Origin of the sequence: Micromonospora sp. CPCC 205539, from assembly GCF_036906815.1 — a bacterium.
In the GTDB taxonomy this organism is placed as follows: Bacteria; Actinomycetota; Actinomycetes; order Mycobacteriales; family Micromonosporaceae; genus Micromonospora.
Genome location: NZ_JBAKHW010000004.1, coordinates 104,076 through 128,655 on the forward strand (window position 1 = coordinate 104,076; position 24,580 = coordinate 128,655).

The following is a 24,580-nucleotide window of genomic DNA, read 5'->3' on the forward strand; positions in this document are numbered from 1 at the left end:
GCGGGGCCGGATGGGAGCAAGTCCGCTTGAAGTTGCGAATGTGCAATGATGGCGGGGCCGCCCTCATCGTCTAGCGGCCCAGGACGCCGCCCTTTCAAGGCGGTAGCACGGGTTCGAATCCCGTTGGGGGCACGACCGGCGCAAGCCGGAGCAACACAAGCTAGGTCCTGTGGAGCAGTTGGAGTGCTCGCCGCCCTGTCAAGGCGGAGGTCGCGGGTTCAAGTCCCGTCAGGACCGCAGCGCTGACGCCGCGCCTCGCGCGGCGTTCTGCGTATCGGAGCGTGTGACGCTGCCAGCGGGTCATCCGGTTGGCGGGTAGCATGAGCCGAGCGGTACGGCCAGGTAGCTCAGTTGGTACGAGCGTCCGACTGAAAATCGGAAGGTCGGCGGTTCGACCCCGCCCCTGGCCACATAGCCTTTCGCCGGGCTACAGGAGCGCCGACCAGCGGAAACGCAGGTCGGCGTTCTGCTTTGGTGTGCACAGTCCGACGCGGCACGGCATGATCCACTCCGTTCCTGATATTGCGGTGTCCCGGACATCCGGATGCCCCTATATCACCGATACCGAGTCGATCACGCGCTGCTTACCCCGTCGCCGGCGGCACCGCGCGGAGCATCCCGTCCGTGATCACTCGGCAACCCACTGTCTGGAAACGGGCACCGCACAAAGCTGCGCAGTCGGGCATTCGCCGGTATGGTCCGGGCCTATGGGACAGGGGATGGTCGATCCGGCCGACATCCGGCAGGACACCGACCGGTTCTCCCTCCGGTGCAGCCTCTTCGTCCCGGGCACGGCCGAGCACGCATTCGCGGTCTTCACTGACGAGCTGGCCGACTGGTGGGTGACGGAGTACACGTGGTCCGGCCCGGAGGCCCTCGCCGACCTGGGCATGGAGCCCCGGGCCGGCGGCATGCTCTACGAGATCGGCCCGTACGGCTTCCGCGCCGACTGGGGTCGGGTCCTCACCTGGGATCCGCCGCGGCGGCTGGTCTTCGCCTGGCAGCTCGGCCCGGACCGGGTGCCGGTGCCGGACCCGGCCCGTGCCAGTGAGGTCGAGGTGCTGTTCCTTCCCGACGGGCCCGAGCGGACCCGGGTCGAGCTGGCACACCGGCATTTCGATCGGCACGGCGAGGCCGCCGAGGGCTACCGCAAGGCGCTCACCGCTGGCTGGCACGAACTGCTCACCCGCTACGTCGCCACGGTCCTTCGGCGCCACCCCACCACGTCCGCCTGACCGGCGAGCTCAGCGGCCGAGTCGCCGTCCCCCGCCCGATCCGCTGGCGATGTCCCGGCCACCCAGATCCGCACGCTGCCCGGCCTCCGCCCCGGAACCGAAGCCGGTGCCGGCCAGCCGTCGCCGCGGCGCGGTCCGAAGCCGGGGGTACTCCTCGGCGAGCCGCCGCTGCACCCGGTCCGAGCGGTCCGCCAGCACCAGGGCCATCGACGGCTCGCCCGACCCGCTGGCCGCCGCCGTCTCGGCAGCCCAGAGCCGGCCACCGATCACCTCGGCGAAGCCGGCGAGCCAGGACCGGCGGAAGGCGGCCGGATGCTCGCCGACCGGCACCACCGTGCCGGCCAGGCCGTGCGCCGCCTGCACCAATAACGAGGTGAAGAGCAGGTCGACCCGTTCCAGGTCACTGGCGAAGCCGAACAGGTGCAGGGCGAAGCCGCTGCCCTGCTGGCGGCGGACGCAGCGGCAGCGCAACGGGTCGGCAACGGCGGCGAGCAGGCCCACCTTGTCCCGGGCGTACGGGGCGACGATGTCCAGCACCCGGTCGCCGACCGGGTCGGTGGCGGGGTCCCGGGCGGCGAGCAGGGCCCGGTCCACGCCGTACCGAGCGATCAACTCGGTCGCCTTGGCGGTGAACGCGGCTGACTCGGCGGGCGTACAGGCCGGGTCCTCGGCCTGAGCCAGCAGCTTGCGCACCTTGCTGAGCATGGCCTCGGACATGCCACCAGAGCTATCACATCGGTCGGACATCAGCGGGACCGCGCCGCCATTGATCGATCCGTATCATCGTCACGATTGACTCCCCCGTCCAGCACGGACGGTCAGTTGACTGTCTCCGGAGGCACGCATGTCATCCCCGACCGCACGCCTGCTCGCCGCCGTCGCCACGGCCACCGCACTGCTCGTCACCGGCACCCCCGCGCAGGCCGCTCCGGCCACCTCGACCGCTTCCGAGGGCAACCTCTTCGCCCCACTCGCCACCTGCTACGGCGGGGCGGTCCGGTCGTACTTCCAGACCGGCGGCTACGGCGGCCAGGCCGGCACCTACCGCACCACGAGCCGCTGCGGCGACATCAACGTGCGCAACGCCAGCGCGTACGGCACCGACGCGTGTGTGATCTTCGTCGACCGGACCGGCGCCTGTAACTACTGGACCTACCTGCCGGCAAATTCGGGCTGGATCGTGGTGGCGACCAACGTCCGCGACGGCGTCAACTTCCGGGTCCGCTTCGAGAACCTGCGGTACGAGTACGAGCCGCTGATCGCGTACCACGCCTTCTGACCAGTCCCGCACGGGCGCGGCGTCCGGCCCCGAGGGCGCCGCGCCCGCACGGAACCGTCAGCCGGCCCGGCTGCGCAGCGTGGCGATCGTCGAGCCGGCGAGGGTGAGCAGGCAGTCGGGGAGCTGACCGTCGGCCGCCGCCGCGCCGAACAGCGCCTCCCCCGTCGGTACGTCCCGGTTGGCGTACGCACTGACGAAGCGGGCCACCCAGCGGGTGTCGTAGTCGGCCTGGTCGATCCCCGGGAAGTCCAGCGCGCATCCGCTGTCCGACGGCGCGTCACCGACCATCGTCGCGGCCAGGCACCAGGCGACCCCGTACGCGCCGCTCAGGCCGGCCCGGTCGACGACCGCGTCGAACGCCCCCACCACCGCGTCACCATCCCCGGCCAGCGCCGAGCGGAGCACGGCGGTCGCGTCGTCGAACGTCTGCTGTGGTAGATCCGTCACCCAGCGCACAGTAGGACCGGTGGTCAAGGCCCCTGCCAATCGTCACTCTCCGTATACAAGGCGAGCGACCTGCGCATTTCGCCACCTCCACGGTCCCGCCGTCGGCCCGGGCACGCTAATGTGCGCAGCGGACCTTCGCCGGAGGAAGGACGACCATGCTCGTATCACGCCGCTCGCGGGTGGCCTCACTGGCCGCTTGCGCGACGATCCTGCTCGCCACCAGTGCCTGTGGGGATGACAAGGCCGAGGAGGGCAGTGCCCAACAGGTACGCCTCTACGGCACGGACGGCAACATGCTCAACTCCTACCCCGCGGAGTTGAAAGAACGTGCCGGCCTGGTTGACGGAATGAAGGGCACCACGCCCCTCACCCCACTGCCGGACGCTTTCAAGAGCCGCCTACGGTCCGTCAACCCGGCACTGACGGACTACCTCTACTCCGCCGAGACGTACGACGCGGTAGTGATCACGGCGCTCGCCTCCCAGCTGGCGGGGAGCAACGATCCGGCGGCCATCGCCAAGCAGATCGTCGGCGTGACCAACAACGGCCAGCGCTGCGAAGACCCGGCCACCTGCCTGGCGCTCGCCCGCAACGGGCAGGACATCGAGTACCGCAGCGTGTCGCTGACCCGAGCGGGATTCACCGACGAGGGCGAGCCCGCCACAGCGAGCTACGCGACTCTGAACTTCGACGGCCAGACGATCAACGACGGCAAGACCGAGTTCGTCGGGGCGGGCAGCGAGTCGGCGGCGAGCACGAAGACGCCGCCGAAGCCGAAGAAGCAGCCCGCAGGTGACAACGCCGGCCAGGATCCGCTGATCATCGGTGGCCTGCTGCCGAAGACCGGTGACCTGGCGATCGCGTACCCGCCGATGGCCGCTGGCGCCGCGCTGGCGATCAAGGAGATCAACGCCGCTGGCGGCGCGCTGGGCCACCCGGTGGTCTGGAAGGACGGCGACGACGGCACCAGCCTCGCGGTGGCCAAGGCGACCGTGGCCAAGCAGGTGGCGGACGGGGCCAGCGTGATCATCGGCGCCGGCGCCTCGGGCATCTCCCGTGAGGTGCTGCCCGACGTGGTGCAGGCTGGCCGGATCCTCTTCTCGCCGTCGAACACCGACAGCAGCCTGACCGCGGTGGAGGACAAGGGCCTCTACTTCCGGACCGCCCCGCCGGACAGCCTGCAGGGCCGGGCACTGGCCGACGTGATACTCCGCGACGGCTCGCAGAAGATCGCCATCGTGGCCCGCAAGGACTCGTACGGCGAGGGCCTCCAGGCCACCGTCCGCGAGGAGTTGGAGAAGACCGGCATCGCCACCGACCGGATCAAGCTGCTCACCTACGAGCCGCCGGCCGACGCCAAGGCTCCTCCGGTGGATTTCGCCAGCGGCGCCAAGGACATCAAGCAGTTCGGTGCGGACGCCGTACTGATCATCGGCTTCGGTGAGTCCGCAGAGGTGATCCGGGCGTTGGCCGACAACGGGGTGCAGATCCAGCACTGAGCATCGACCGCCAGCCACGACGGCCGCACCGGCAACCCGCCGGTGCGGCCGTTTCCTTTGTCGAGGGTCAGCGGGGGCGCCGACGCTCCAGGAACTCGGTCATCCGACGGTGCTTCTCCTCGTCCTCGAAGAGCACCGCCTGGCTGACCAGGTCGAGCTGCGGGTGCGCGGCGGCTGGCGCGTCCACCGCCAGCTTGGTCAGCCGCAGTGCCAGAGGCGAGCCCTGAGCCATCTCGTCGAGCAGCCCGTGCGCCACCGCCAGCAACGCACCCGGTTCGTCCACGACCCGGTTCACGAGGCCGATCCGCAGTGCCTCCGCCGCGTCCACCCGCCGGCCGGTGAAGAGCAACTCCTTGGCCCGGGCCTCGCCGATCAGGGCGGGCAGCCGGTGGGTCGCGCCAGCACCGGCCAGAATGCCCAACCGCACCTCCGGCTGGCCGAAGACCGCCCGCGCCGTGCACACCCGCAGATCGCAGGCGTACGCCAGTTCCGCGCCGCCGCCCAGCGCCGGGCCGTCCACGGCCGCCACGCTCGGCATCGGCAGTGCCCGGATCCGGGCGAAGGCGGCCGAGTTGATCGCGGCCAGGGCGTCCGTTCGGCCTCGCTCACGGAGCTGACCGATGTCGGCACCGCCGGCGAAGATGCCGGCCGCGCCACCGGTGAGCAGCAGCAGCCGGGGGCGCGCCTCCAGTTCGGCGCAGACCTGGTGCAGCTCGGCGATGAGATCGGCGTCGATGGCGTTGCGCTTCTCCGGCCGGTCCAGGGTGACCACCAGCCGGTCCGGAAGTTCCTCGATCCGCAGTCCACTCACTGCTTCGCGCCGCCGTCCCACCGGTAGAAGCCGTGCCCGGCCTTCTTGCCCAGCCGCCCGGCGGCCACCATCTCCACCAGCAGCGGTGGTGGCGCGTAGCGGTCCCCGTACGCGGCCTGGAGGGTGCGGGCGATGTCCAGCCGCACGTCCAGACCCACCAGGTCGGTCAACTCCAGCGGCCCGATCGGATGCCGGTAGCCCAGCACCATCGCCTTGTCGATGTCGGCTGGGCTGGCCACCTCGTCGGCGACCATCCGGATCGCCTCCAGACCGAGGGCGACCCCGAGCCGGGAGGTGGCGAAGCCGGGCAGGTCGCGTACCACGACGGGGTCCTTGCCGAGCCGGCCGGCGAGCGCGACGGCCGCGGCGGTGGTCTCCTCGGCGGTCGCCGGGCCCACCACGATCTCCAGCAGCGCCATCGCCCAGACCGGGTTGAAGAAGTGCAGGCCGAGGAAGTGCTCGGGCCGGTCCAGACCGGCGGCCAGCTCGCCGATGGCGATGCTCGAGGTGTTGCTGCCCAGAAGCGCCGGGCTCAACGCGACGGCGTCGCGCAGCACCGCCCGTTTCAGGTCGAGCCGCTCCGGCACCGCCTCGACGATCACCGCCGGGGCGGGGGCGACCTCGGCGAGGGTCGGTCGCAGCGTCACCCGCTCCCGGTTCGCGGCGGCCTCGTCGGCGGACAGCTTTCCGCGCTGCACCGCCCGTTCCCACAACTCGGCGAGCCGGTTCAGCGCGGTCGCGCCCCGGGCCGGGTCCACCTCGACCAACTCGACGTCGTGCCCGGCCCCGGCCGCCACGTACGCGATGCCGAGCCCCATCGTGCCGGCCCCGACGACCACGAAACGATCGCTCATCACGCCTCCCTGTCCCGCCCGGTGGCGCGCGGGGTCGCCGCCACGCCGGCCCGGTTGCTCAGCCCGCTCCGCTCGCTCATGGTGCGACCCTATGCAGCACGGCTGTCCCACCGATGCGTGGGGGAGCGCGAGATCGGGTACAGACGGGCCGTCAACCGAGGGAAGGACCGCATCGACATGAGCCAGGCACCGGAGAGCGTCACCGACCCGGGCAGCACCGACGGGGAGATCGTTGAGACCCGGGGCGACGAGCGGGTCGACCTGCTGCGCGCCGACACCAACAACGACGGCAAGACCGACGTCTGGGTGGTGGACACCGACGGCGACGGCAAGGCCGATCTGTTCCAGTTCGACACCGACGGTGACGGCAAGGTGGACATCACCATGGTCGACCTCGACGAGGACGGCCAACCGGACGAGGTGGTCGACGGCGACGGGGGCCTGCCGCCCGAGCCGCTGCCCCCGACCGTCCAGGTCTGAGCTTGTCCGGTGGGCCCCCGGATCGCAGGGGGCCCTCCGGAGGCCTCAGCGGGGCGCTCAGGCGGCGAGGCGCAGGGTTGCCAGGTAGTAGGGGGCGTCCCGATCGTCCACGTCGGTCAGTCGCCAGCCGCTGCCGTGCACGAGCGCGGCGAACTCGTCCGCCGAGCAGACCAGATAGTCGAACCAGTCGGTGCCCAACTCCCGGTAGCGCAGCCGGAGCCGAAGCTGGCCGCCAAGCCGACCCCGGGCGCGATTGCGCTCGTGATAGCCGGTGTGCACCGGGTCGCGGGTGCCGTACGGGTCGGTGCCGTGCGCGATGATCTGCGCCCCCGGCCGGGCCAGGGCGGCGAGCGCGGCCAGGAACCCGGGGGCCCGCTCCGCTCCTTCGAACAGCCCGAGATTGTTGCCGAGCAGCAGGAATGTGTCGTATCGCTGGCCGTCGGCGACGTGGGTGTCCACCGTGCCGTGCACCAGCCGCCGGACGCCACGACGCCGACTCACCGCCAACGCCCCCGCCGAGGTGTCCAGCCCGGTGACCGGTACGTCGCGCTCCTGGAGCAGCAGCGCGATCCGGCCGGCGCCGGTGCCGATGTCCAGCGTCTCGCCCCGGACCAGGTCCACGGCCCGGTGGTCGTACGGCTGCCAGTCCGCCGGCCCGTCCAGGTAGTGCGCGGCCGGCGCGCCGTTGATCAACCCGTCGTCCCGCTCGATGATCTCGATGACGGGCCGGGGTAGCCGTCCACCGACCAGCGGTCGGGGGCCCACGCCGGTGGCCACCGCGAGTGTGTCCCGCAGCAGCTCGCCGATCACGTCACCGATTAGTGGTTCCCCTGTCACGACGTTCACGCTATCTGGCCAACCGGCGGTCGGTGCCGGCCGTATCCTGGCGGCGTGACCATGCTGGACAGGCTGTCGGCCGAGAAGTACATCCTGCTCACGACCTTCCGCAAGGACGGTCGGGCGGTGCCGACGCCGGTCTGGGCGGTCCGCGACGGCGAGGCGTTGGCGGTCTGGACCCGCGCCGACTCGGGCAAGGTGAAGCGGATCCGCCGCAACGGCGAGGTGACGGTGGCGCCGTGCGACGTGCGGGGCCGACCGCACGGCGCGGAGGTGCCCGCGTTCGCGACGCTCTACGCCAGCGGCGAGATCGGCCGGGTACGCGACCTGCTCAAGCACAAGTACCGGGTGATCGGCCGGCTGAGCCTGCTCGGCAGCCGGCTACGGCGCGGTGAGGGCGGCACGGTCGGCATCCGGCTGACGCTGCCCGATCGGCCGGCCTGAGGCCGTGCCCGCTGCGGTGACGTGACGGCATTCGGACATGGAAAGGGGCGGCAGATCGAGATCCGCCGCCCCTGACCAGAAAAGCTGCTGTCGACTCAGTCGCCCTGCCGCTGCTGCGGGATCTGCCCCTGCAACAGCGCCCTGACCTCCGACTCGCGGTACCGACGGTGGCCACCCAGGGTGCGGATGGCGCTGAGCTTGCCAGCCTTGGCCCACCGGGTAACCGTCTTCGGGTCGACACGGAACATCGACGCCACCTCGGCCGGTGTGAGTAGCGGCTCTGGTTCGTGCGTTCGCGATGCCATCGGTCACTCCTCCACGTTTATAGACATCGGCCGGGGTCCCGCCGGCCGACGCGTCTCCCATGGTCCGGCTAGTCCCCGATGTCCGACATGGGCCGAACGGATGAAGGTCCCTAGACGGACGGATGAACCATGCCCGATTTTTACGACTTTTACACGGCAGAAAGTACCTTATTCGGACTCATGATCACGGTTCGTGATGCGTCAACTACGAGCACACCTCGTCTTGGGAGCGCTCTGCGGGGCGATCCGCCCTAATTGCACCGCTCCAGCAGCTGCACCGCGCGCCACCGCGCGACCAGCTTGTCGTACGCGGCGGAGGCCTCCTCGGCCTCGCCACGAGCCAGCCCGGCGAGACCGCCGGCGACCAGTTCCGGAGAGTCGTCCGCGGTCAACGTCTCGTCGGAGAGCAGGTCGACCAGGCCGCCGTAGTCCAGCTCCACCACCGAGCGTGGGTGGAACTCCTCCAGCCAGCGGGCCGCCTCCTCCACCGCCTCGGTGATCGGCGCCTCGCCCACCGACTTGCGCAGCACCGACAGCGCCCGCGACGAGCGGCGCCGGGCCTTGGAGATCTCGGTGCGGTAGCGCAGCGCCCGGCGGCCCGGCTCGGTGACCAGATCCCGCTCGGTCGCGTCGAAGAGCACGAACCAGCGCAGCGGAACACCCCAGGTGGCGATCTGCTCGTGCACCCGGGGCACCCCGTGCTCCAGCACGTGGGCGCCACTACGCCAGTCGTCCACCACTGCCCTGGCCTGCCCGGCCAGCACCGGCGGTACGAAAGCGTCGGCGAGCACCGAGGGCACCCCGTCCCGGGCGCTCAACGCCGCCTCGGCGACCCGGATCCGCAGATTCCATGGGCAGATCAGCAGGCTGTCGTCCGTCTCCAGGACGTACGCCTCCTCCGGCGGGTCCGGTAGCCGGGTCCAGCCAGCGCCCAGCGCCTCGATCACCGCCGTCCGCTGCCGGCCAGGGCCCTCCACCGGGGCCACCGCCCGCCCCTCCGAGACGTAACGTCGCCAGTAGCTCTGACGGTCCCGATCGAAGGCGGTCAACGGCTCGTACACGCGCAGGTAAGAAGCGAAGAGCGACGGCACGGCGCGATCCTCCCACGAACCACCCCCAGGCGCGGTCAGCGGCCGGACCACGCGCGCCGCAGCGTGGGACGACCGGGAGCGTGTCGGACACCCGCACGGCGGCCGATACTAGGCTCGATCGCACCGGCAGCATCCCCGCCGGGGTTCACCAGGGCCGCGTCCCACAAGGACGCACACCAATCCAGGAGCCAGCCATGGGCGTATTCGCGAGCACCGACGACCCGGTATCGACCGGTCACGAGCAGGTCGTGTTCTGCCAGGACAAGCAGAGCGGCCTCAAGGCGATCATCGGGATCTACTCCACTGCGCTGGGGCCAGCGTTGGGCGGCACCCGCTTCTACCCGTACGCCAGCGAGGAAGCCGCTCTCGCCGACGTGCTCGACCTGTCCCGCGGGATGGCGTACAAGAACGCACTCGCCGGTCTGGACCTGGGGGGCGGCAAGGCGGTCATCTGGGGCGACCCGGAGCAGGTCAAGAGCGAGGCGCTGCTGCGCGCGTACGGCCGCTTCGTCCAGTCGCTGGCCGGCCGCTACTACACCGCCTGCGACGTGGGCACCTACGTGGCCGACATGGACGTGATCGCCCGGGAGACCCGTTACGTCACCGGCCGTAGCGTGGAGCACGGCGGCGCTGGCGACTCGTCGATCCTGACCGCCTGGGGCGTCTTCCAGGGCATGCGCGCCGCCGCCGAGCACGTCTGGGGCACCCCGACCCTGCGCGGCCGTCGGGTCGGCGTCGCCGGCCTCGGCAAGGTCGGCAAGTACCTGACCGGTCACCTGCTGGAGGACGGCGCCGAGGTGGTGGCCACCGACGTCAACCCGAAGGCGCTGGAGTGGGTGCGCACCAACCACCCCCAGGTCACCCTGGTGGACGACGCCACCGCGCTGGTCGCCGCTGACATCGACGTGTACGCCCCGTGCGCGCTGGGCGGCGCACTGAACGACGACACCGTGCTGGCGCTGCGCGCCAAGGTGGTGGCCGGGGCGGCGAACAACCAGCTCGCCCACCCGGGCATCGAGAAGCTGCTGGCCGATCGGGGCATCCTGTACACCCCGGACTACGTGGTCAACGCCGGCGGCGTGATCCAGGTGGCGGACGAGATCGAGGGCTTCAACTTCGACCGGGCGAAGCTGCGCGCCACCCGGATCTACGACACCACCCGCGAGATCCTGCACCTGGCCGATGCCGAGGGTGTGCCGCCGGCGGTGGCCGCGGACCGGCTGGCCGAGCGGCGGATGGCCGAGGTTGGCCGACTGCGCACGATCCACCTGGGCTGAGCGTGGTCCGGAGGCGGATCGGCGGGATCCGCCTCCGGGTCCTTTTTACCGCCCCGGCTCGGTAAGCTGAGGCCCGGTCAAGTTTGGCGTGTTTTGTCCGGCGTCACGGGCGCTCTCCGTTTCGCTCCTTACCGGGTACACTGGGTGACGGCCGGATCGACGCGACGCGCAGAGCCGGCTGACGGTAACCCGAGGTGCCGAACGATGGCATCCCCATGTACCGTAAGAGCCACGAGAGATGCCTGACGTCATCGGGGCCCGCCTTCGGGCTGCCCCGCATTCTGTGCGAGGGGGTCGAGCCATGGGGCGCGGCCGTGCTAAGGCCAAGCAGACGAAGGTGGCCCGGGAGTTGAAGTACCACTCCCCGAACACCGACCTCACCGCCTTGCAGCGCGAACTGGCGGGTGCTGGTAAGTCTGAGCACAACGCTGTCGACGACTCTAAAGAGTTCGTCGACGACGATGATGAGAATCACGCGGACGACGACCCGGATCCCTGGGTCCGTCCGACCCGCTGACCTCTCGACGCAGCTGAGCACGCGGTGACCCCCGCGTGCTCACGCATGTGCCCGTCGGGAGCGGTACCGGTGCCGACGTTCAGGGGCCTGGCCCGGCCGGAGACACCTCCGGCCGTACGACAGGCCCCTGACCGCGGCCAACCTCAGCGCGGCCGGTTGTTCCAGTTGTAGAAGGTCGGGATGTTCTCGAAGTGGTTCCAGGCGCAGACCGCGCCGGCACCGTCCCCGCCCGACACCTCCGCCCGCAGCCGCCGGGCGTCCTCGGCCTCCTGAAGCAGCGTGACGAGCTCGGGGCCGACCTTACGTACCCGCTCGGTGAGTCCGTTCGAAGCGTCGTCCGCGTCGCGCTCAGGCCGCCGGTGACTGGTGGTCTCGGGCATGCTCCAACACTCCCTCCAATAGGCGGATCTTGCTGTTGCGGCAGTGCTCGGTCTCCGTACCGTCAAAACGCCCCAGCTCGAAGTAACGGTTGGCCGCATGACCACCGCCACAGAAACCGAAGTACGGGCAGGACGCGCGACACGCCTCCACCCCAACCAGGAATTCGCCCACCCACGAGGTCGCTGCGGCACCGATGAGGATCTCGGCCAGCGGGGTGGTCAGCACGTTGCCGCTGCTGAAATCGTCGTAGCGCGGATCGGTGAAGCCCGCCAGTTCCGGGGAGAGCACGGTCACCGACCCGTCGTGCCCGATCGTCGGGATCGGGTCAAGTCGGCGGGGCAGCAGCTCGTCCGCGGCACCGTCGAGCACCGCCGCGGCGTAGCGCAGCGACCACTCGATCTCGCGCAGGTGGATACGCGGCTCCCGGCGCCAGGCCGTGACCAGCTCGGCCCAGAACGCGGTCACCACCGCGGGGTCGTGGCTGTTGTCGCGGGTGTTGACGCCCTCGGTCTCCTCGATGTTGATGCCCAGCACGTCGCAGCCGAGCTCGAGGAAATAGTCGTACAGCTCGGTGGCGAGCCCCGGCTCCGGCCGGGACACCACGGCCAACGCGGAGAACGGCAGCCCGTGCCGGCGCAGCGCGGCCACCCCGCGCAGAATCCGGTCGTACGACGGCTGACCACCCCGGCCGACCCGGTCGCCGTTGCGTTCCCGGGGCCCGTCCACGCTCACGCTCACCCGCATCTCGTGCCGGGCGAAGAAGGCGCACCACTCGTCGTCGATCAGCGTGGCGTTGGTCTGCACATGGTGCTCGACCTCGGGCCCGAACGGAGCGATCAGGTCGGCCAGGTGCTCCCGGCCGGCTGCCAGCGGCTCACCCCCGTGCCACACCACGGAGAACCGGCCGGCAGCCGCCCACGGGTTGACCGCAGCCGCCACCGCCTCGGCCACCGGCACCGACATCCGCCGGTCGACGGCACGGAACGGCAGGTAGCAGTACGCGCAGTCGAGATTGCACAGGGTGGTGGGCTGCATGACGACGTAGGACGGGACAGCGGCCAGACCGCGCATCCCGCTGAACGACCGTCCCCGAGCAGCCATCGCCCTCCTCCGCCTAGCCTGAGAGGCGGTCGGAGAGCCTCGGGGCCGCGCGGCTTCCCGACCGTCTCTGAAGGGTGCCCTTCAGGCTAGGCGGCGTTGGCCACCCGGGTGAAGCCCTGATGAGGTGCCCGTGCGATCGCCTGACCGTGATCAGCCGCGAGTGTGCTGGCCGACCATCTGCACGTTGCCGGTGCCCTCGATGATCTCGCCGGCCTGCCAGGCCTCGACTCCACGGCCGGTCAGCGTGGCCAGCGCCCGGTCCGCGTCCTCGGCCGAGACGATCGCGAACATGCCGACGCCCATGTTGAAGGTCGACTCCATGTCCGGGTCGTCGATCCGGCCCTTGGACTGGATCAGGTCGAAGACCGGCTGCGGCTTCCAGGTGGACCGGTTGACGACCGCGTCGACGTGCTCCGGCAGCACCCGGACCAGGTTGCCGGGGATGCCGCCACCGGTCACGTGGGCGAGCGCCCGCACCTCTGCCTCGGCGATCAGCTTGAGGCAGTCCTTCGCGTAGATCTTGGTCGGGGTGAGCAGCTCCTCACCCAGGGTCCGCTGCCGACCGAAGTCGTCGATCACGACGTCCAGCCGCATCCGGCCGGCGCCGAGCAGCACGTGCCGGACCAGCGAGTAGCCGTTGGAGTGCAGGCCGGAGGAGCGCATGGCGATCACGACGTCGCCCACCTCGACCCGCTCCGGGCTGAGAATGTCGCTCTCCTCGACCACGCCGACACCGGTCGCGGAGATGTCGTACTCGTCCGGACGGAGCACACCGGGGTGCTCGGCGGTCTCACCACCCAGCAGCGCGCAACCGGCGTACCGGCAGCCGTCCGCGATGCCCGCACCGATCTCGGCGACCTTGTCCGGTACGACCTCGCCGGTGGCGATGTAGTCGAGCAGGAACAGCGGCTCGGCACCGCAGGCCACCAGGTCGTCGACGACCATCGCGACCAGGTCGATGCCGACCGTGTCGTGGATGTCCATCTGCTGCGCGATCACCAGCTTGGTGCCCACGCCGTCGGTCGAGGAGGCCAGGATCGGGTTCTTGTACTTCTTCGTGTCCAGGCGGAACAGACCGGCGAAGCCGCCGAGGTCGCCCAGCACCTCGGGGCGGCGGGTCTCCCGCACCTTCGACTTGAGCAGCTCCACCGCACGGTCGCCCGCGTCGATGGAGACCCCGGCGTCGGCGTACGAGACCGAGCGTTTGCGCCCCTGACGGCCGGCACCGGCCGTCCAGGGCTGGCGGTCGCCGCCGGCGCCGGTCGGGCTGCTACCTGCGCCGCTGCGCTCGGACACGTGCGTCACGGTTCTCCCCTTTGTGGTTCTTGGTGCCGCACCGGCGGTGGCCGGGCCGCACCGGATGGTGCTACGGGCGGTGTGCGGTCACGCCGCCCGGAGTGGCGACGAGCGGGCCGTTGGTGGGCGGGGCTTCCGGTGTCGAGTTGGCGACCCGTCGGCCCACCCCTTCGAGCACGTGCTTGCCGATCAGGTTGCCGGCCGGCAGCTCGATCGGGTACTCCCCATCGAAACACGCCCGACACAACCGGGTCTTCGGCTGCTCGGTCGCGGCAATCAGGCCAGGAAGCGAGACATAGCCCAGCGTGTCGGCACCGATGGAACGCCGGATGCCATCGTTGTCCAGACCATTGGCCAGCAGCTCCGCCCGGGTGGCGAAGTCGATGCCGTAGAAGCACGGCCAGCTGACCGGCGGGGACGAGATCCGGACGTGCACCTCCAGCGCGCCCGCCTCGCGCAGCATCCGCACGATGGCCCGCTGGGTGTTGCCGCGCACGATCGAGTCGTCCACCACCACCAGCCGCTTGCCCCGAACGTTCTCCCGCAGCGGGTTGAGCTTGAGCCGGATGCCGAGCTGGCGGAGGGTCTGCGACGGCTGGATGAAGGTGCGCCCCACGTACGGGTTCTTCATCAGGCCAGCGCCATAGGTGATGCCGGACGCCTCGGCGTAGCCGATCGCGGCCGGGGTGCCGGACTCGGGCACCGGAATCACCAGGTCGGCCTCGACCGGGTGCTCCTTGGCCAACTGCCGCCCGATCTGCACCCGCGCCGCGTGCACGTTGCGGCCGGCGATCGTGGCGTCCGGACGGGCGATGTAGACGTACTCGAAAAGGCAGCCCTTCGGCTCCGGCGCGGCGAACCGGGTGGAGCGCAGCCCGTTCTCGTCGATGGCGATCAGCTCACCCGGCTCGACCTCACGCACCACGCTCGCGCCGACGATGTCCAGCGCGGCCGTCTCACTGGCCACCACCCAGCCGCGCTCCAGCCGACCGAGCACCAGCGGGCGTACGCCGTGTGGGTCACGGGCCGCGTAGAGCGTCACCTCGTCCATGAAGACGAAGCTGAACGCACCGCGCAGCTGCGGCAGGACCTCGAGCGCGGCCGCCTCGACCGACAGATCCGGTCGGCTGGCCAGCAGCATGGTCACCAGCGAGGTGTCGTTCGTCGAGCCGTCCGCGACGAGGCCGCGCTCGGCGACCTCCTTCTCCAGCTCGGCGGTGTTGACCAGGTTGCCGTTGTGGGCCAGCGCGATGGTCGTGCCGGAGCTGGTCGACCGGATGGTCGGCTGGGCGTTCTCCCAGTTCGAGGCGCCGGTCGTGGAGTAGCGGGCGTGCCCGATCGCCAGGTGGCCACGCAGGCTCGCCAGCGTCGGCTCGTCGAAGACCTGGGCCACGAGGCCGAGGTCCTTGTAGACCACCACCCCGGAGCCGTCGCTCACCGCGATGCCCGCGGCCTCCTGGCCGCGGTGTTGCAGCGCATAGAGGCCGAAGTAGGTCAGATTGGCAACCTCTTCGCCGGGCGCCCAGACGCCGAAGACACCACAGGCGTCTTGCGGGCCGGGTCGTTGGGGGTCAAGGTCGTGGCTCAGCCGGCCGTCGCCTCGGGGCACCTACCGCTCCCTCATGCTGGTCTGGACCGGCCTGGCGGGATCACGGGGCGGATCCACACTGCTGGGCCGGGACCACTGTCGTCGCCTGACAGTGTACGCGAATCGCCGTCAATACAGAAAGTCACGGTTTCCCTGCTCAGGGTCACCGCCACCCGGACATCGGGGCAGCTAGAGGGGCAGATGGGCGGAGAGGTCGGCTCGAATGCCGCTCACCTGGACGCGACCCTCGGTGACAGCCTCGGCCCAGCCCATCCGACCGCTCGCCAGCCGCAGCCAGGTCTCGGGCGACATCTCGACCACGTTTGGCGGGGTTCCCCTGGTGTGTCGAGGGCCAGGTACGCACTGGATCGCACCGTATGGTGGGACGCGCACCTCCACCGATCGGCCGGGGGCGCGCTCCGCGAGGACGGCCAACAAGGACCGGACCGCCTCCCGAAGGACCGGCCGTTCGGGTGTACGCCCCTCGTCAAGCGCCGACAATGCCGCCACAACAGCAGCGGACTTAATGTGCGGAGAGGACACGACGGGACGATACGACCCGCAGGCATACTCCCCGACATCGGCCCTGGGTCGCGCCGATCCAGTGAGACAAGGCATAGTTGCCGACGGCGTATTCGTACCGTGATGATCCCCGGCCCGGCGCCCCGCCGGTCAGGGAAGTCAGTCCGGAAGGCGGTGGACGTGTCAACACACCGACGTGCCTGGCAGCAGCGGGCCGGTGTGGTCGTAGCGCTGATTGCTGGCGCTCTGCTCGCCGTTCCCGCCACACCAGCCTTGGCGGCCAAGATCAGCACAGCTGACAACTCTGTGACGATCGACGCCGGCAAGAGCAGCAGCATCAATGTCGTCGTCAGGCCGGACGCGGGTGAGACGTCCGCCGACATCGACGTGACCGATTTGCCCGACGGCGTCACCTGCGGTGGATGTGGGCCGATCAGTTTCGCGGGAGGGGACCCGAAGCCGGTCACCCTGACCCTGTCGGCAGCAGCCAACGCGCCAGCGGCCAACGGAACTCAGGCGAAGATCACGGTGTCGGGCGACTCGAACTCCCGCACGCTCCGGGTCACAGTCAAGGCCGCAGCTGCACCTCCGCCGCCGCAGAACCAGACCGTCAAGTCGGTCTCCGGCAAGGTGGTCGTGCAGGCGACCGGTGACGCGGTGCCGAACGCTTTCGTGGTCCTCCAGGACACCGCTGGCCATCGTTACGACACCATCAGTGACGGCAGCGGCAACTTCCGGTTCAACGGAAGCGCGAGCAGCCCGATCACCCCCGGCCGGATCGACATTGGTGCGTCCTCCAACGAGATCAAGGCGTTCAAGACCCTGAACGCCAACGCCGGGCAGTCCGTCACCGGGCAGCGGATCGCCCTCGGGATCAAGGTCAACGCGACCCCGACCCCCACCCCGTCGGCCAGTGCTGAGGCCGTTCCCACCGAGGAGACGACCGAGGAGGGCACCGAGGCGGAGTCCACCGAGGGAGCCAGCCCCGGTGCCCAGGCGAACGCCAGCAAGGAGGACGACGGCGGCGGCATCAGCTCCTACGTCATCATCCTGCTCGGTGGTCTGCTGGTGGCCGCCGGCGTCGGCACGATCGTGCTGCTCTGGATGAAGCGTAAGGACAGCGGCGACGACGATGACGACGCGCCCGGTTCCGGTGGAGGGCCCGCACCTCGAGGTGGCCCCCGTGGGGCCAGCGACCAGACCCGGGTCGTCAACCGGGTCGGCGGCGGCCCCGAGCCGACCATGGTCGGCGGCGCGGCGCTCAGCGAGGCACCCACGATGATGCACCGCCCGGTGGTCGACGACGTTCCGCCGGACCCGTACGGCGCGCCCGCGCAGCCGTACGGCGCCGCAGGCCAGCAGGGCTACGGCAGTGCCGGGTACGGCGGTGCCGGTTACGGCGACGAGCCGGCGTCCGGCGGCTACGGCGCCGGCGGTTACGGCAACGCCCCCGCCTCGGGCGGTGGCTACGGCACGGCGGCGACCCCCGACGGCGGCTACGGTGCCGGCGCGGCCGGTGACGGCTACGGCGCCGCACCCGGTTCCGGCGCGGGCTACGGCGGCGCGCCGGCGTCCGGTGGCGGCTACGGCGGCGCACCCGCCGACGGGTACGGCAGCCGCGACTACACCGCTCCGGCCGATGCTGCGGGCTACCCGCCGGCACCCGCCGGTGCTGCGGGCTACGGCGAGCAGCGCTACGACGAACCGACCGGCCGCTACACCGGGGACAGCACGCAGTACCCGGCTCCGGCCGACCCGTACGCCACCGGCGTCTACCAGCCGGAGCAGGGCCAGGGCTACGGCCAGTCCGACCCGGCTCCGTACGGCGGTCGGGCCGCCGAGCCGGCCGGCGGCTACAGCCCGCAGGCCAGCGGCGGGTACGACCAGGGCGGCTACGGCCAACCGGCCGGTGGGTACGACCAGAGCGGTTACGGCCAGCAGCCCGCCGGCTACGACCAGGGCGGCTACGGGCAGCAGACCCCGCAGCAGCGCGGCGGCTCCGACGACCGTGGCTACGACCAGGGTGGCTACGGCCAACAGGGCGGTGGCTACGACCAGGGCGGCTACGGGCAGGAGCCCGCGCAGCAGCGGGGCGGCTACGACGACCGTGGCTACGACCAGGGCGGGTACGGCCAGCAGACCGGCCACCCCCGGCCGGACAGCCCGCCGCCGACCGAGCGGAGTGGTCGACGCCTCGACTGGCTGGACGACTGACCCACCGGGCATCAGCCCAGCACGCGCCGAAAGGGCCGCCCGGATCTCCGGGCGCCCCTTTCGCGTAAGTCTGTGGTGGTCGGGAGTCGGGAGCGCTCAGGCGGCGGAGAACACGCCTTGCCGGAGCACCGGAACGACATCCGACACGCCGACGCGCACGGCGATCTCGACGTCTTGAGCGAAGCCACCCTCGGTCAGCTCCCGACCGGAGACGCTGCCCCGCACGGCGGCGGGAACGTCCGGAGTGCTGGCCAGCGCGGCGAGCGCCATGGCTGCCTCCACGGAGAGCCCACCCGGCACACCGGAGAGGGCGTCGAGCACGCTGGCCGCGCCGAGCTGGTCCTCAACCGACGGGCGCAGCGACCCGTCCGGCCACCGCTCCCCGGCAGCGATCACGCCGATCGGGGCGTCCGTCGTCCCGTACCCCTGGCGGCGCAGCCAACGCCCGACGGCGCGGGCGTTACGCAGGCATGCCGCGACCACCGGCAGTCCGGTGGCGCTGGCAGCCGCGCTGATCGCTGAACCGTTCGGCGAGGGCAGCACCAGATCCGCAACCACCGGTGCGGCGCTCAGCGCCGCCGGCGAGAGCGACCACGGATGCTCCGCTGTCGTTCGTCGACGGCCCACCGCGGCCACCGCGCCGACCCGCAGCGCGTACTCGGCGGCCTGCTCACCCCACGGGAACGGGTGCACCCGCATGCCGCGCCCGACGGCCACCTCCACGGAGGTGGTGAACGAGAGCACGTCCACCACCACCAGCGCCGCGCAGACCCGACCGAGCTCGGCCGCCCCGGTCAGGCCCCAGTCGAACCGGGCACCCGAGCCGGGTTGGCCGTAGACGGCGGCCGCCAACGCCTCAGCGCTCGTCAGGCGGCGACGGCTCGCTGGCACCGGAGTCAGACTCGGATGACCCGCCATCCAGCTCGGCCGGCGCCTCGGCGATGGGCTCGACGGCCCCCGTCCGCGGGGACGGCCCGGCCGCAGCGATCGGCTCGGCGGCCACCGCCGCCGGGTCCACCGGTGCCGCCTGCTCGACCGACAGCGGCACGGCCTCGACCGCGCCCGCCACGCCAGCCGCCGGAGCGGGAACCTCGACGGCCGCAGCACCCCCGAAGAGACGCGGGAGCGTCTCGGTGTGCGCGACACGCAGCTCGTCCAGGCCGATCCGGAACTGGCCGTGCACCTCGAGCGCGCCGGCGGTCGGGTCGGTGACGCCGATCAGCTCGAACGGCACCCCCCGCTCGGCGCAGAGCGCCGCGAACGCCTTGTCGTGGCCACGCGGCACCGACACCAGCGCCCGGCCGGCCGACTCGCTGAACAGGTAGACGAACGGCATCGAGCCGCCGGCGAACTGCTCCGGCACCGCGATCCGGGCACCGACGCCGCGACGCAGGCAGGACTCGACCAGGCTCTGCGCAAGGCCACCGTCGGAGAGGTCGTGCGCCGAGCTGAGGTGACCCACCCGGGCAGCCTCGGCCAGCAGGTCGGCGAGCGCCTTCTCGCCGGCAAGGTCGACCTGGGGCGGGATACCACCCAGGTGCTCGTGCGTCACCCAGGCCCACTCCGAGCCGGACAGCTCGACGTGCGTCTCGCCCAGCAGGTAGAGCTGGTCGTGCTCGCTGCCGGTGCGCGGGACGAAGCCCATCGGCACCCGGTCGGCGACGTTGTCCAGCACGCCCAGCACGCCGACCACCGGGGTCGGGTGGATGGGTGCGGCACCGGTCTGGTTGTAGAAGCTGACGTTGCCGCCGGTGACCGGGATGCCCAGCTCCAGGCAGCCGTCCGCCAGGCCGCGCACGGCCTCGGCGAACTGCCACATCACACCCGGGTCTTCCGGGGAGCCGAAGTTGAGGCAGTTGGTCACGGCGATCGGCTTCGCGCCGGTCACCGCCACGTTCCGGTACGCCTCGGCCAGCGCCAGCTTGGTGCCGTTGTACGGGTCGAGCCGGGCGTACCGGCCGTTGCCATCCACCGACAGCGCCACGCCGAGCCCGGTCCGCTCGTCGATCCGGATCACGCCGCCGTCCTCCGGCTGGGCGAGCACGGTGTTGCCCAGCACGTAGCGGTCGTACTGCTCGGTGACCCAGGTCTTGTCGGCCAGGTTGGGCGACGCGATCATGCGCAGCACGGTCTCCCGCAGCGCCTCCGGGTCGGCCGGGCGCGGCAGCGTCTCGGCCCGGTCGGCCTGGAGCAGGATCAGGTCGGCCGGCTCACGCATCGGCCGGGCGTAGACCGGGCCGTCGTCGACCAGCGATCCCGGCGGCACGTCGACGACCAGGTGGTCCTGCCAGGTGATCAGCAGCCGGCCCGGACGGCCGTCCGGCTCCGGTGCGGTGACCTCGCCGATCGCGGTGGCGAGCACGCCCCACTTCTCGCAGGTCTTGAGCACCGCCTCGAGCTTGTCCGGCTCGACGACCAGCAGCATCCGCTCCTGGGACTCGCTGGCCAGGATCTCGTGCGGGTCCATCGACGGCTCGCGCAGCGGCACCCGCTCCAGCCAGACCCGCATGCCGGTGCCGGCCGCGGCGGCGGTCTCGGTGAGCGCGCAGGTCAGCCCGGCGCCGCCAAGGTCCTGGATGCCGACCACCAACTGGCCGTCGTACAGCTCGAGGCACGCCTCGATGAGCAGCTTCTCGGTGAACGGGTCACCGACCTGCACCGCCGGGCGGCGTGCCTCGCTGCCCTCGTCGAAGGTCGCGCTTGCCAGCACGGAGACGCCGCCGATGCCGTCCCGGCCGGTCTTGGCGCCCATCAGCACGACCACGTTGCCGGGGCCGGCGGCGGCCTTGTTCTGCAGCCGGTCGACCGGCAGGACGCCCAGGCAGAGCGCGTTGAGCAGCGGGTTGCCCTGGTACGACGGGTCGAACACCAACTCGCCGCCGATGTTGGGCAGGCCGAGGCAGTTGCCGTAGCCGCCCACGCCGGCGACCACGCCGGTGAGCACCCGCGCGGTGTCGGGGTGATCCGCGGCACCGAACCGCAGCGGGTCCATCACCGCGACCGGGCGGGCGCCCATGGCGAGGATGTCCCGGACGATGCCGCCGACGCCGGTCGCAGCACCCTGGTACGGCTCGACGAAGCTCGGGTGGTTGTGCGACTCGACCTTGAAGGTCACCGCCAGCTCGTCGGAGACCTGCACCACGCCGGCGTTCTCGCCGATGCCGGCGAGCAGCCGGTCGCTGTGCGGGGCCTTCTCGCCGAACTGGCGCAGGTGCACCTTGCTCGACTTGTAGGAGCAGTGCTCGCTCCACATGATCGAGTACATCGCAAGCTCGGACTGGGTGGGGCGACGGTCGAGGATCTGTCGGATCCGGTCGTACTCGTCGTCGCGGAGCCCCAGCTCGGTGTACGGCTGCAACTCGCCCGGGGTGCCACCGGCGCGCGGCACGGTGTCCACGCCATCGGTCCAGTCGGCGGTGGCCGGCTGGACGGGAGCGGGCGCCGGGGCGGTGGGCTGCGCCAGCGGCTCGGTCGGCTGCGCCGGGGCGGAGTACGCCTCCGGTGTGTCCCGTACCGGGTCCGGATGGGTGGTCATGACCTCTCCTCGCTGCGCTCGTGCCCGCCGGAACGGCGGTTGAGCTGACCGATGATCGTCCCGCCGGTCACCGCGTCGCTCTTCGTTCGCGACTGCGGGGCTCGCAGACCCGGCTCGCTCCTCGCACTCACGCTGGCGCCCCCACCAGGTGCTTGAGGACCGAGGTGAAGAAGCCGAGGCCGTCCAGCGACGGACCGGTGAACGCCTCCACCGCGTGCTCGGGGTGCGGCATGATGCCGACCACGTTGCCGGCGGCGTTGGTGATCGCGGCGATGTCGCGCTGCGACCCGTTGGGGTTGCCGCCGACGTAGCGGGCGACGACCCGACCCTCGGCTTCCAGCTGGTCCAGCGTCGCGGTGTCGGCGACGTAGCAGCCCTCGCCGTTCTTGACCGGGACGAGCACCTCCTGGCCGGGCTGGAACGCATTGGTCCAGGCCGTGCCGGCCGACTCGATGCGCAGGACCTGATCCCGGTTGCGGAAGTGCAGGTGCTGGTTACGGGTGAGCGCCCCGGGCAGCAGGTGCGCCTCGCAGAGGATCTGGAAGCCGTTGCAGATGCCGAGCACCGGCAGACCACCCCGGGCGGCGTCGACGATCGACTCCATCACCGGGGCGAACCGGGCGATGGCGCCGCAGCGCAGGTAGTCACCGTAGGAGAAGCCACCGGGCAGCACGACCGCGTCCACCCCGTGCAGCTCCGGGTCACCGTGCCAGAGCCGGACCGGCTCGGCGCCGGCGATCCGGACGGCCCGGGCGGCGTCCCCGTCGTCGAGCGAGCCGGGGAACGTGACCACACCGACCCGGGCGGTCACGAGCGGGCGTCCGCAGTCTCGTCGGCCTCGACCAGGCGGACGGTGAAGTCCTCGATGACCGGGTTGGCGAGCAGCTTGTCAGCGATCTCCCGGGCCCGGTCCAGGTCCGGTTCGCTGGTGAACTCGATCTCGATCCGCCTGCCGATTCGAACCGAGGCGACGTCAGTGACGCCGAGCCGGGGCAGCGCGTTTGCGACGGCCTGGCCCTGCGGATCCAGGATCTCGGGCTTGAGCATGACGTCGACGACGACGCGAGGCACTGGGCACTCCTGACTGTGTACGCAGTTGGGTGCCGACCCACAAGGGGCGAGCGCAGCCAGCGTACCTGGCAGTTAACGCCGCGGACGCACCGGCCGGGTGCAGTTCAGGCAGTGATCGACATAACCGGCGGGTCAGACGGGTCGAACGTCGATACACAGGCCCCCACCAGGGCATATACGGCACAGCGGGTAGCCGAATCGTTACATTGGTTCACCTCGATCAATTTCTTGAAATTGGCGGGCTCGGGCCCTAATCTACATCGACAGTGTTCGATGTCAGCGTTGGCGGGGACCCTCGCCGACGCCCTCCCGAGCCCGGCGACCCCGGGCCCGTCCGTCCAAGGAGTCCCCCCGATGCGCATCCGTCCCCTGCTCGCCCTGCTCGGCACCGCACTGGTCGGCGTCCTCGGCGCCGCCTCCGGCGCAGCCGCCGCCCCGGCCGGCCCGCAACCCATCATCGGCGGCGGCACCGTGTCGTCCGCCCCCTGGGCCGCGGCGGTGTTCAGCAACGGCTCGTTCACCTGCTCCGGCAGCGTGATCTCCTCGCAGTGGGTGCTCACCGCCCGCCACTGCATCAGCGGCACCATGTCGGTCCGCGTCGGCAGCGTCTACCGCGCCTCGGGCGGGGTCACCCGCACCGTGAGCGCCACCTACACCCGCAACGACCTCGCCCTCATGCGGCTCTCCAGCACCGTCAGCACCTCGGCGGTGAGCCTGGCCAGCAGCAACCCGCCGATCAACTCGACGAACTCGATCTACGGCTGGGGCATGACCTGCTACAGCGGCTGCTCCGCGTCGAGCCAGCTCAAGACCGCCACCGTCCGGGTGACGAGCAACAGCGCCACCGACGCGTACGGCGGGCAGGCGATCCGCAGCACCCGGGTCAACGGCAACGCCTGGCGGGGCGACTCGGGTGGCCCGCAGTTCTACAACGGCCAGCAGGTCGGGGTCGCCTCGACGGCCGACGGGTCGAGCATCCAGAACTACGGCAGCGTCGCGTACAACCGGGCCTGGATCACCTCGACGGCCGGTGTCTGACGGTTAACGCCAGCGCGGTGCGGATGGTCGGCCCCGTGCCGACCGTCCGCGCCGCGTTGTTTTGCAGCATCCGATCAGGTGAACAATGCTCACGATCGGGTCGCGCTGCTCCTGACAGCATCGGAAACGTGCTGGTCGTGACGACGGAGCAACTGCCCGGCTACGAGATCCGCCAGATTCTCGGTGAGGTGGTGTCATCGATGGCCAGGACGCGCAACCCCTACCGCGAGGGGGTCAAGAACCTGCGCGGCGGGGCGTACGACCCGATGGCACCGGACAACCTGACCCGGTGGCGCACCGACTCGGTGGCCCGCCTCGGCGAGGAGGCCCTGCGGCTGGGCGCGAACGCGGTGATCGGCATGCGGTTCGACAGTCGGGACTGCGGCGAGATGTGGATGGAGATCTGCGCGTACGGCACGGCGGTGATCGTCGTACCCGTCATGCCCGACGTCATGCCCGCCGACCAGCCGGCGGTCGCGGCAGAGACCGCGCACCAGGCGGAGGTCGTGGAGGCCCCCGGCGGCATCGCCGAACCGGCCAGCGCCCCCAACCTCCGCACCGCCGCCGAAACCCCCACCGGCGACTAACCCACCCCCGCCCGCCAGGCCCTGCGCTGCGCCGCCCTGACCCCGGTGATCAAGAGGTTTGCGTCATCCAGGAGATCGACGATGACACAAACCTCTTGATCACCGGCACGAGGCGGGGGCGCGGCAAGCTTGTGGGGCGGGGCGGGGCGGGGCGGGGTGGGGTGGGGTGGG

The 24,580-nt window shown here is 71.1% G+C and carries 27 protein-coding genes and 3 tRNA genes; 13 read left to right on the forward strand and 17 right to left on the reverse strand.

The genetic code is table 11. The annotated features are described in order from the left end of the window. The first annotated feature begins 59 nt into the window (after nt 1-59). From V6V47_RS04780 to V6V47_RS04795, 4 genes are all read left to right on the forward strand, one after another. Nucleotides 60-132, forward strand: a tRNA-Glu gene (locus tag V6V47_RS04780). Nucleotides 133-163: 31 nt separating this feature from the next. Next, a tRNA-Asp gene (locus V6V47_RS04785) sits at nt 164-237 on the forward strand. 99 nt (nt 238-336) lie between these two features. Beyond that, nucleotides 337-410, forward strand: a tRNA-Phe gene (locus V6V47_RS04790). A gap of 297 nt (nt 411-707) precedes the next feature. Next, entirely contained in the window at nt 708-1,235 is a 528-nt protein-coding gene (locus tag V6V47_RS04795; protein ID WP_334626731.1) for an SRPBCC family protein, read from the forward strand. 9 nt (nt 1,236-1,244) lie between these two features. Here the strand turns inward: V6V47_RS04795 and V6V47_RS04800 are convergent, their stop codons facing one another. Continuing rightward, entirely contained in the window at nt 1,245-1,952 is a 708-nt protein-coding gene (locus tag V6V47_RS04800; protein WP_334626732.1) for a DUF2786 domain-containing protein, read from the reverse strand. A gap of 127 nt (nt 1,953-2,079) precedes the next feature. On the opposite strand from V6V47_RS04800, the gene V6V47_RS04805 reads away from it, so the two are divergent. Then, entirely contained in the window at nt 2,080-2,514 is a 435-nt protein-coding gene (locus V6V47_RS04805; RefSeq protein ID WP_334626733.1) for a hypothetical protein, read from the forward strand. Nucleotides 2,515-2,571: 57 nt separating this feature from the next. On the opposite strand, the gene V6V47_RS04810 is transcribed toward V6V47_RS04805, so the two are convergent. Continuing rightward, nucleotides 2,572-2,961 carry a hypothetical protein gene (locus V6V47_RS04810; protein WP_334626734.1) on the reverse strand — a complete coding sequence of 130 codons (390 nt, stop codon included), beginning with the start codon at nt 2,959-2,961 and terminating at the stop codon, nt 2,572-2,574. A 155-nt stretch (nt 2,962-3,116) separates the two neighbouring features. On the opposite strand from V6V47_RS04810, the gene V6V47_RS04815 reads away from it, so the two are divergent. Then, nucleotides 3,117-4,460, forward strand: coding sequence for an ABC transporter substrate-binding protein (locus V6V47_RS04815; RefSeq protein ID WP_334626735.1), 1,344 nt, complete (start codon nt 3,117-3,119; stop codon nt 4,458-4,460). Between the two features lie 67 nt (nt 4,461-4,527). On the opposite strand, the gene V6V47_RS04820 is transcribed toward V6V47_RS04815, so the two are convergent. Together V6V47_RS04820 and V6V47_RS04825 are read right to left on the reverse strand one after the other, a co-directional pair. After that, nucleotides 4,528-5,271 (reverse strand): enoyl-CoA hydratase/isomerase family protein, encoded by a 744-nt coding sequence (locus tag V6V47_RS04820; protein WP_334626736.1) that lies wholly within the window; start codon nt 5,269-5,271, stop codon nt 4,528-4,530. Continuing rightward, nucleotides 5,268-6,125, reverse strand: coding sequence for a 3-hydroxyacyl-CoA dehydrogenase family protein (locus tag V6V47_RS04825; protein WP_334626738.1), 858 nt, complete (start codon nt 6,123-6,125; stop codon nt 5,268-5,270). Before V6V47_RS04825 ends, V6V47_RS04820 begins: the two co-directional genes overlap by 4 nt. A gap of 177 nt (nt 6,126-6,302) precedes the next feature. Between V6V47_RS04825 and V6V47_RS04830 the strand changes: the two genes are divergently transcribed. Next, on the forward strand, nt 6,303-6,605 hold the full coding sequence (locus tag V6V47_RS04830) for a hypothetical protein (RefSeq protein WP_334626739.1): 303 nt from the start codon (nt 6,303-6,305) through the stop codon (nt 6,603-6,605). Between the two features lie 57 nt (nt 6,606-6,662). Here the strand turns inward: V6V47_RS04830 and V6V47_RS04835 are convergent, their stop codons facing one another. After that, nucleotides 6,663-7,442, reverse strand: a complete 780-nt coding sequence (locus V6V47_RS04835) for a class I SAM-dependent methyltransferase (protein WP_334626740.1) — start codon at nt 7,440-7,442, stop codon at nt 6,663-6,665. Nucleotides 7,443-7,496: 54 nt separating this feature from the next. On the opposite strand from V6V47_RS04835, the gene V6V47_RS04840 reads away from it, so the two are divergent. Next, complete coding sequence (locus V6V47_RS04840) at nt 7,497-7,886, forward strand: PPOX class F420-dependent oxidoreductase (protein WP_334626741.1); 390 nt, start codon at nt 7,497-7,499, stop codon at nt 7,884-7,886. A gap of 95 nt (nt 7,887-7,981) precedes the next feature. Here the strand turns inward: V6V47_RS04840 and V6V47_RS04845 are convergent, their stop codons facing one another. Beyond that, a complete protein-coding gene (locus V6V47_RS04845) occupies nt 7,982-8,191 on the reverse strand; it encodes a BldC family transcriptional regulator (RefSeq protein WP_007073996.1) in 210 nt (69 codons plus the stop codon). 251 nt (nt 8,192-8,442) lie between these two features. Next, complete coding sequence (locus tag V6V47_RS04850) at nt 8,443-9,282, reverse strand: hypothetical protein (protein ID WP_334626742.1); 840 nt, start codon at nt 9,280-9,282, stop codon at nt 8,443-8,445. A gap of 194 nt (nt 9,283-9,476) precedes the next feature. Between V6V47_RS04850 and V6V47_RS04855 the strand changes: the two genes are divergently transcribed. Both V6V47_RS04855 and V6V47_RS04860 read left to right on the forward strand, forming a co-directional pair. Further along, nucleotides 9,477-10,559, forward strand: coding sequence for a Glu/Leu/Phe/Val family dehydrogenase (locus V6V47_RS04855; RefSeq protein ID WP_334626743.1), 1,083 nt, complete (start codon nt 9,477-9,479; stop codon nt 10,557-10,559). Between the two features lie 301 nt (nt 10,560-10,860). Beyond that, nucleotides 10,861-11,076: a DUF3073 domain-containing protein gene (locus V6V47_RS04860; protein ID WP_334626744.1), complete on the forward strand. Its 216-nt coding sequence runs from the start codon at nt 10,861-10,863 to the stop codon at nt 11,074-11,076. Nucleotides 11,077-11,219: 143 nt separating this feature from the next. On the opposite strand, the gene amcA is transcribed toward V6V47_RS04860, so the two are convergent. From amcA to V6V47_RS04885, 5 genes are all read right to left on the reverse strand, one after another. Next, on the reverse strand, nt 11,220-11,456 hold the full coding sequence (amcA, locus tag V6V47_RS04865) for a multiple cyclophane-containing RiPP AmcA (RefSeq protein ID WP_334626745.1): 237 nt from the start codon (nt 11,454-11,456) through the stop codon (nt 11,220-11,222). Continuing rightward, a complete protein-coding gene (amcB, locus tag V6V47_RS04870; RefSeq protein WP_334627067.1) occupies nt 11,425-12,528 on the reverse strand; it encodes a cyclophane-forming radical SAM peptide maturase AmcB in 1,104 nt (367 codons plus the stop codon). The genes amcA and amcB overlap by 32 nt, the downstream gene beginning before the upstream one ends. Before the next feature lie 180 nt (nt 12,529-12,708). Then, nucleotides 12,709-13,863 carry a phosphoribosylformylglycinamidine cyclo-ligase gene (gene purM, locus V6V47_RS04875; RefSeq protein ID WP_334626746.1) on the reverse strand — a complete coding sequence of 385 codons (1,155 nt, stop codon included), beginning with the start codon at nt 13,861-13,863 and terminating at the stop codon, nt 12,709-12,711. Between the two features lie 61 nt (nt 13,864-13,924). Beyond that, complete coding sequence (gene purF / locus V6V47_RS04880; protein WP_334626747.1) at nt 13,925-15,463, reverse strand: amidophosphoribosyltransferase; 1,539 nt, start codon at nt 15,461-15,463, stop codon at nt 13,925-13,927. Nucleotides 15,464-15,631: 168 nt separating this feature from the next. Next, a complete protein-coding gene (locus V6V47_RS04885; protein WP_334626749.1) occupies nt 15,632-15,985 on the reverse strand; it encodes a sterol carrier family protein in 354 nt (117 codons plus the stop codon). Between the two features lie 102 nt (nt 15,986-16,087). On the opposite strand from V6V47_RS04885, the gene V6V47_RS04890 reads away from it, so the two are divergent. Continuing rightward, nucleotides 16,088-18,178, forward strand: a complete 2,091-nt coding sequence (locus V6V47_RS04890; protein WP_334626750.1) for a hypothetical protein — start codon at nt 16,088-16,090, stop codon at nt 18,176-18,178. A 96-nt stretch (nt 18,179-18,274) separates the two neighbouring features. Here the strand turns inward: V6V47_RS04890 and V6V47_RS04895 are convergent, their stop codons facing one another. Genes V6V47_RS04895 through purS form a run of 5 tightly spaced genes read right to left on the reverse strand, consistent with a single transcriptional unit; the run spans nt 18,275 to nt 22,784 of the window. Beyond that, the gene (locus tag V6V47_RS04895; protein WP_442934185.1) at nt 18,275-19,096 is read right to left on the reverse strand and encodes a 2-phosphosulfolactate phosphatase; all 822 of its coding nucleotides are present in this window, start codon (nt 19,094-19,096) and stop codon (nt 18,275-18,277) included. Continuing rightward, nucleotides 19,035-21,713 carry a phosphoribosylformylglycinamidine synthase subunit PurL gene (gene purL, locus V6V47_RS04900; protein WP_334626751.1) on the reverse strand — a complete coding sequence of 893 codons (2,679 nt, stop codon included), beginning with the start codon at nt 21,711-21,713 and terminating at the stop codon, nt 19,035-19,037. Before purL ends, V6V47_RS04895 begins: the two co-directional genes overlap by 62 nt. Next, entirely contained in the window at nt 21,710-21,844 is a 135-nt protein-coding gene (locus V6V47_RS04905) for a hypothetical protein (RefSeq protein ID WP_334626752.1), read from the reverse strand. Before V6V47_RS04905 ends, purL begins: the two co-directional genes overlap by 4 nt. Continuing rightward, complete coding sequence (purQ, locus tag V6V47_RS04910; protein ID WP_334626753.1) at nt 21,841-22,524, reverse strand: phosphoribosylformylglycinamidine synthase subunit PurQ; 684 nt, start codon at nt 22,522-22,524, stop codon at nt 21,841-21,843. The genes V6V47_RS04905 and purQ overlap by 4 nt, the downstream gene beginning before the upstream one ends. Further along, nucleotides 22,521-22,784 carry a phosphoribosylformylglycinamidine synthase subunit PurS gene (gene purS / locus V6V47_RS04915; RefSeq protein ID WP_334626754.1) on the reverse strand — a complete coding sequence of 88 codons (264 nt, stop codon included), beginning with the start codon at nt 22,782-22,784 and terminating at the stop codon, nt 22,521-22,523. Before purS ends, purQ begins: the two co-directional genes overlap by 4 nt. A gap of 354 nt (nt 22,785-23,138) precedes the next feature. On the opposite strand from purS, the gene V6V47_RS04920 reads away from it, so the two are divergent. Both V6V47_RS04920 and V6V47_RS04925 read left to right on the forward strand, forming a co-directional pair. Then, nucleotides 23,139-23,822, forward strand: coding sequence for a S1 family peptidase (locus V6V47_RS04920; RefSeq protein WP_334626755.1), 684 nt, complete (start codon nt 23,139-23,141; stop codon nt 23,820-23,822). Between the two features lie 23 nt (nt 23,823-23,845). Beyond that, nucleotides 23,846-24,409, forward strand: a complete 564-nt coding sequence (locus V6V47_RS04925; RefSeq protein ID WP_334626756.1) for a YbjQ family protein — start codon at nt 23,846-23,848, stop codon at nt 24,407-24,409. Nucleotides 24,410-24,580: the final 171 nt, after the last annotated feature.

Coding starts and splice junctions, on each gene's coding strand:
- V6V47_RS04830 (WP_334626739.1), top strand. CDS start 6,303: ATGAGCCAGGCACCGGAGAGCGTCACCGACCCGGGCAGCACCGACGGG.
- amcA (WP_334626745.1), bottom strand. CDS start 11,456: ATGCCCGAGACCACCAGTCACCGGCGGCCTGAGCGCGACGCGGACGAC.
- V6V47_RS04890 (WP_334626750.1), top strand. CDS start 16,088: ATGATCCCCGGCCCGGCGCCCCGCCGGTCAGGGAAGTCAGTCCGGAAG.
- V6V47_RS04825 (WP_334626738.1), bottom strand. CDS start 6,125: ATGAGCGATCGTTTCGTGGTCGTCGGGGCCGGCACGATGGGGCTCGGC.
- V6V47_RS04860 (WP_334626744.1), top strand. CDS start 10,861: ATGGGGCGCGGCCGTGCTAAGGCCAAGCAGACGAAGGTGGCCCGGGAG.
- V6V47_RS04845 (WP_007073996.1), bottom strand. CDS start 8,191: ATGGCATCGCGAACGCACGAACCAGAGCCGCTACTCACACCGGCCGAG.
- V6V47_RS04795 (WP_334626731.1), top strand. CDS start 708: ATGGGACAGGGGATGGTCGATCCGGCCGACATCCGGCAGGACACCGAC.
- V6V47_RS04920 (WP_334626755.1), top strand. CDS start 23,139: ATGCGCATCCGTCCCCTGCTCGCCCTGCTCGGCACCGCACTGGTCGGC.
- V6V47_RS04855 (WP_334626743.1), top strand. CDS start 9,477: ATGGGCGTATTCGCGAGCACCGACGACCCGGTATCGACCGGTCACGAG.
- V6V47_RS04800 (WP_334626732.1), bottom strand. CDS start 1,952: ATGTCCGAGGCCATGCTCAGCAAGGTGCGCAAGCTGCTGGCTCAGGCC.
- V6V47_RS04805 (WP_334626733.1), top strand. CDS start 2,080: ATGTCATCCCCGACCGCACGCCTGCTCGCCGCCGTCGCCACGGCCACC.
- amcB (WP_334627067.1), bottom strand. CDS start 12,528: ATGCGCGGTCTGGCCGCTGTCCCGTCCTACGTCGTCATGCAGCCCACC.
- V6V47_RS04815 (WP_334626735.1), top strand. CDS start 3,117: ATGCTCGTATCACGCCGCTCGCGGGTGGCCTCACTGGCCGCTTGCGCG.
- purL (WP_334626751.1), bottom strand. CDS start 21,713: ATGACCACCCATCCGGACCCGGTACGGGACACACCGGAGGCGTACTCC.
- V6V47_RS04895 (WP_442934185.1), bottom strand. CDS start 19,096: ATGGCGGGTCATCCGAGTCTGACTCCGGTGCCAGCGAGCCGTCGCCGC.
- V6V47_RS04925 (WP_334626756.1), top strand. CDS start 23,846: ATGGTCGGCCCCGTGCCGACCGTCCGCGCCGCGTTGTTTTGCAGCATC.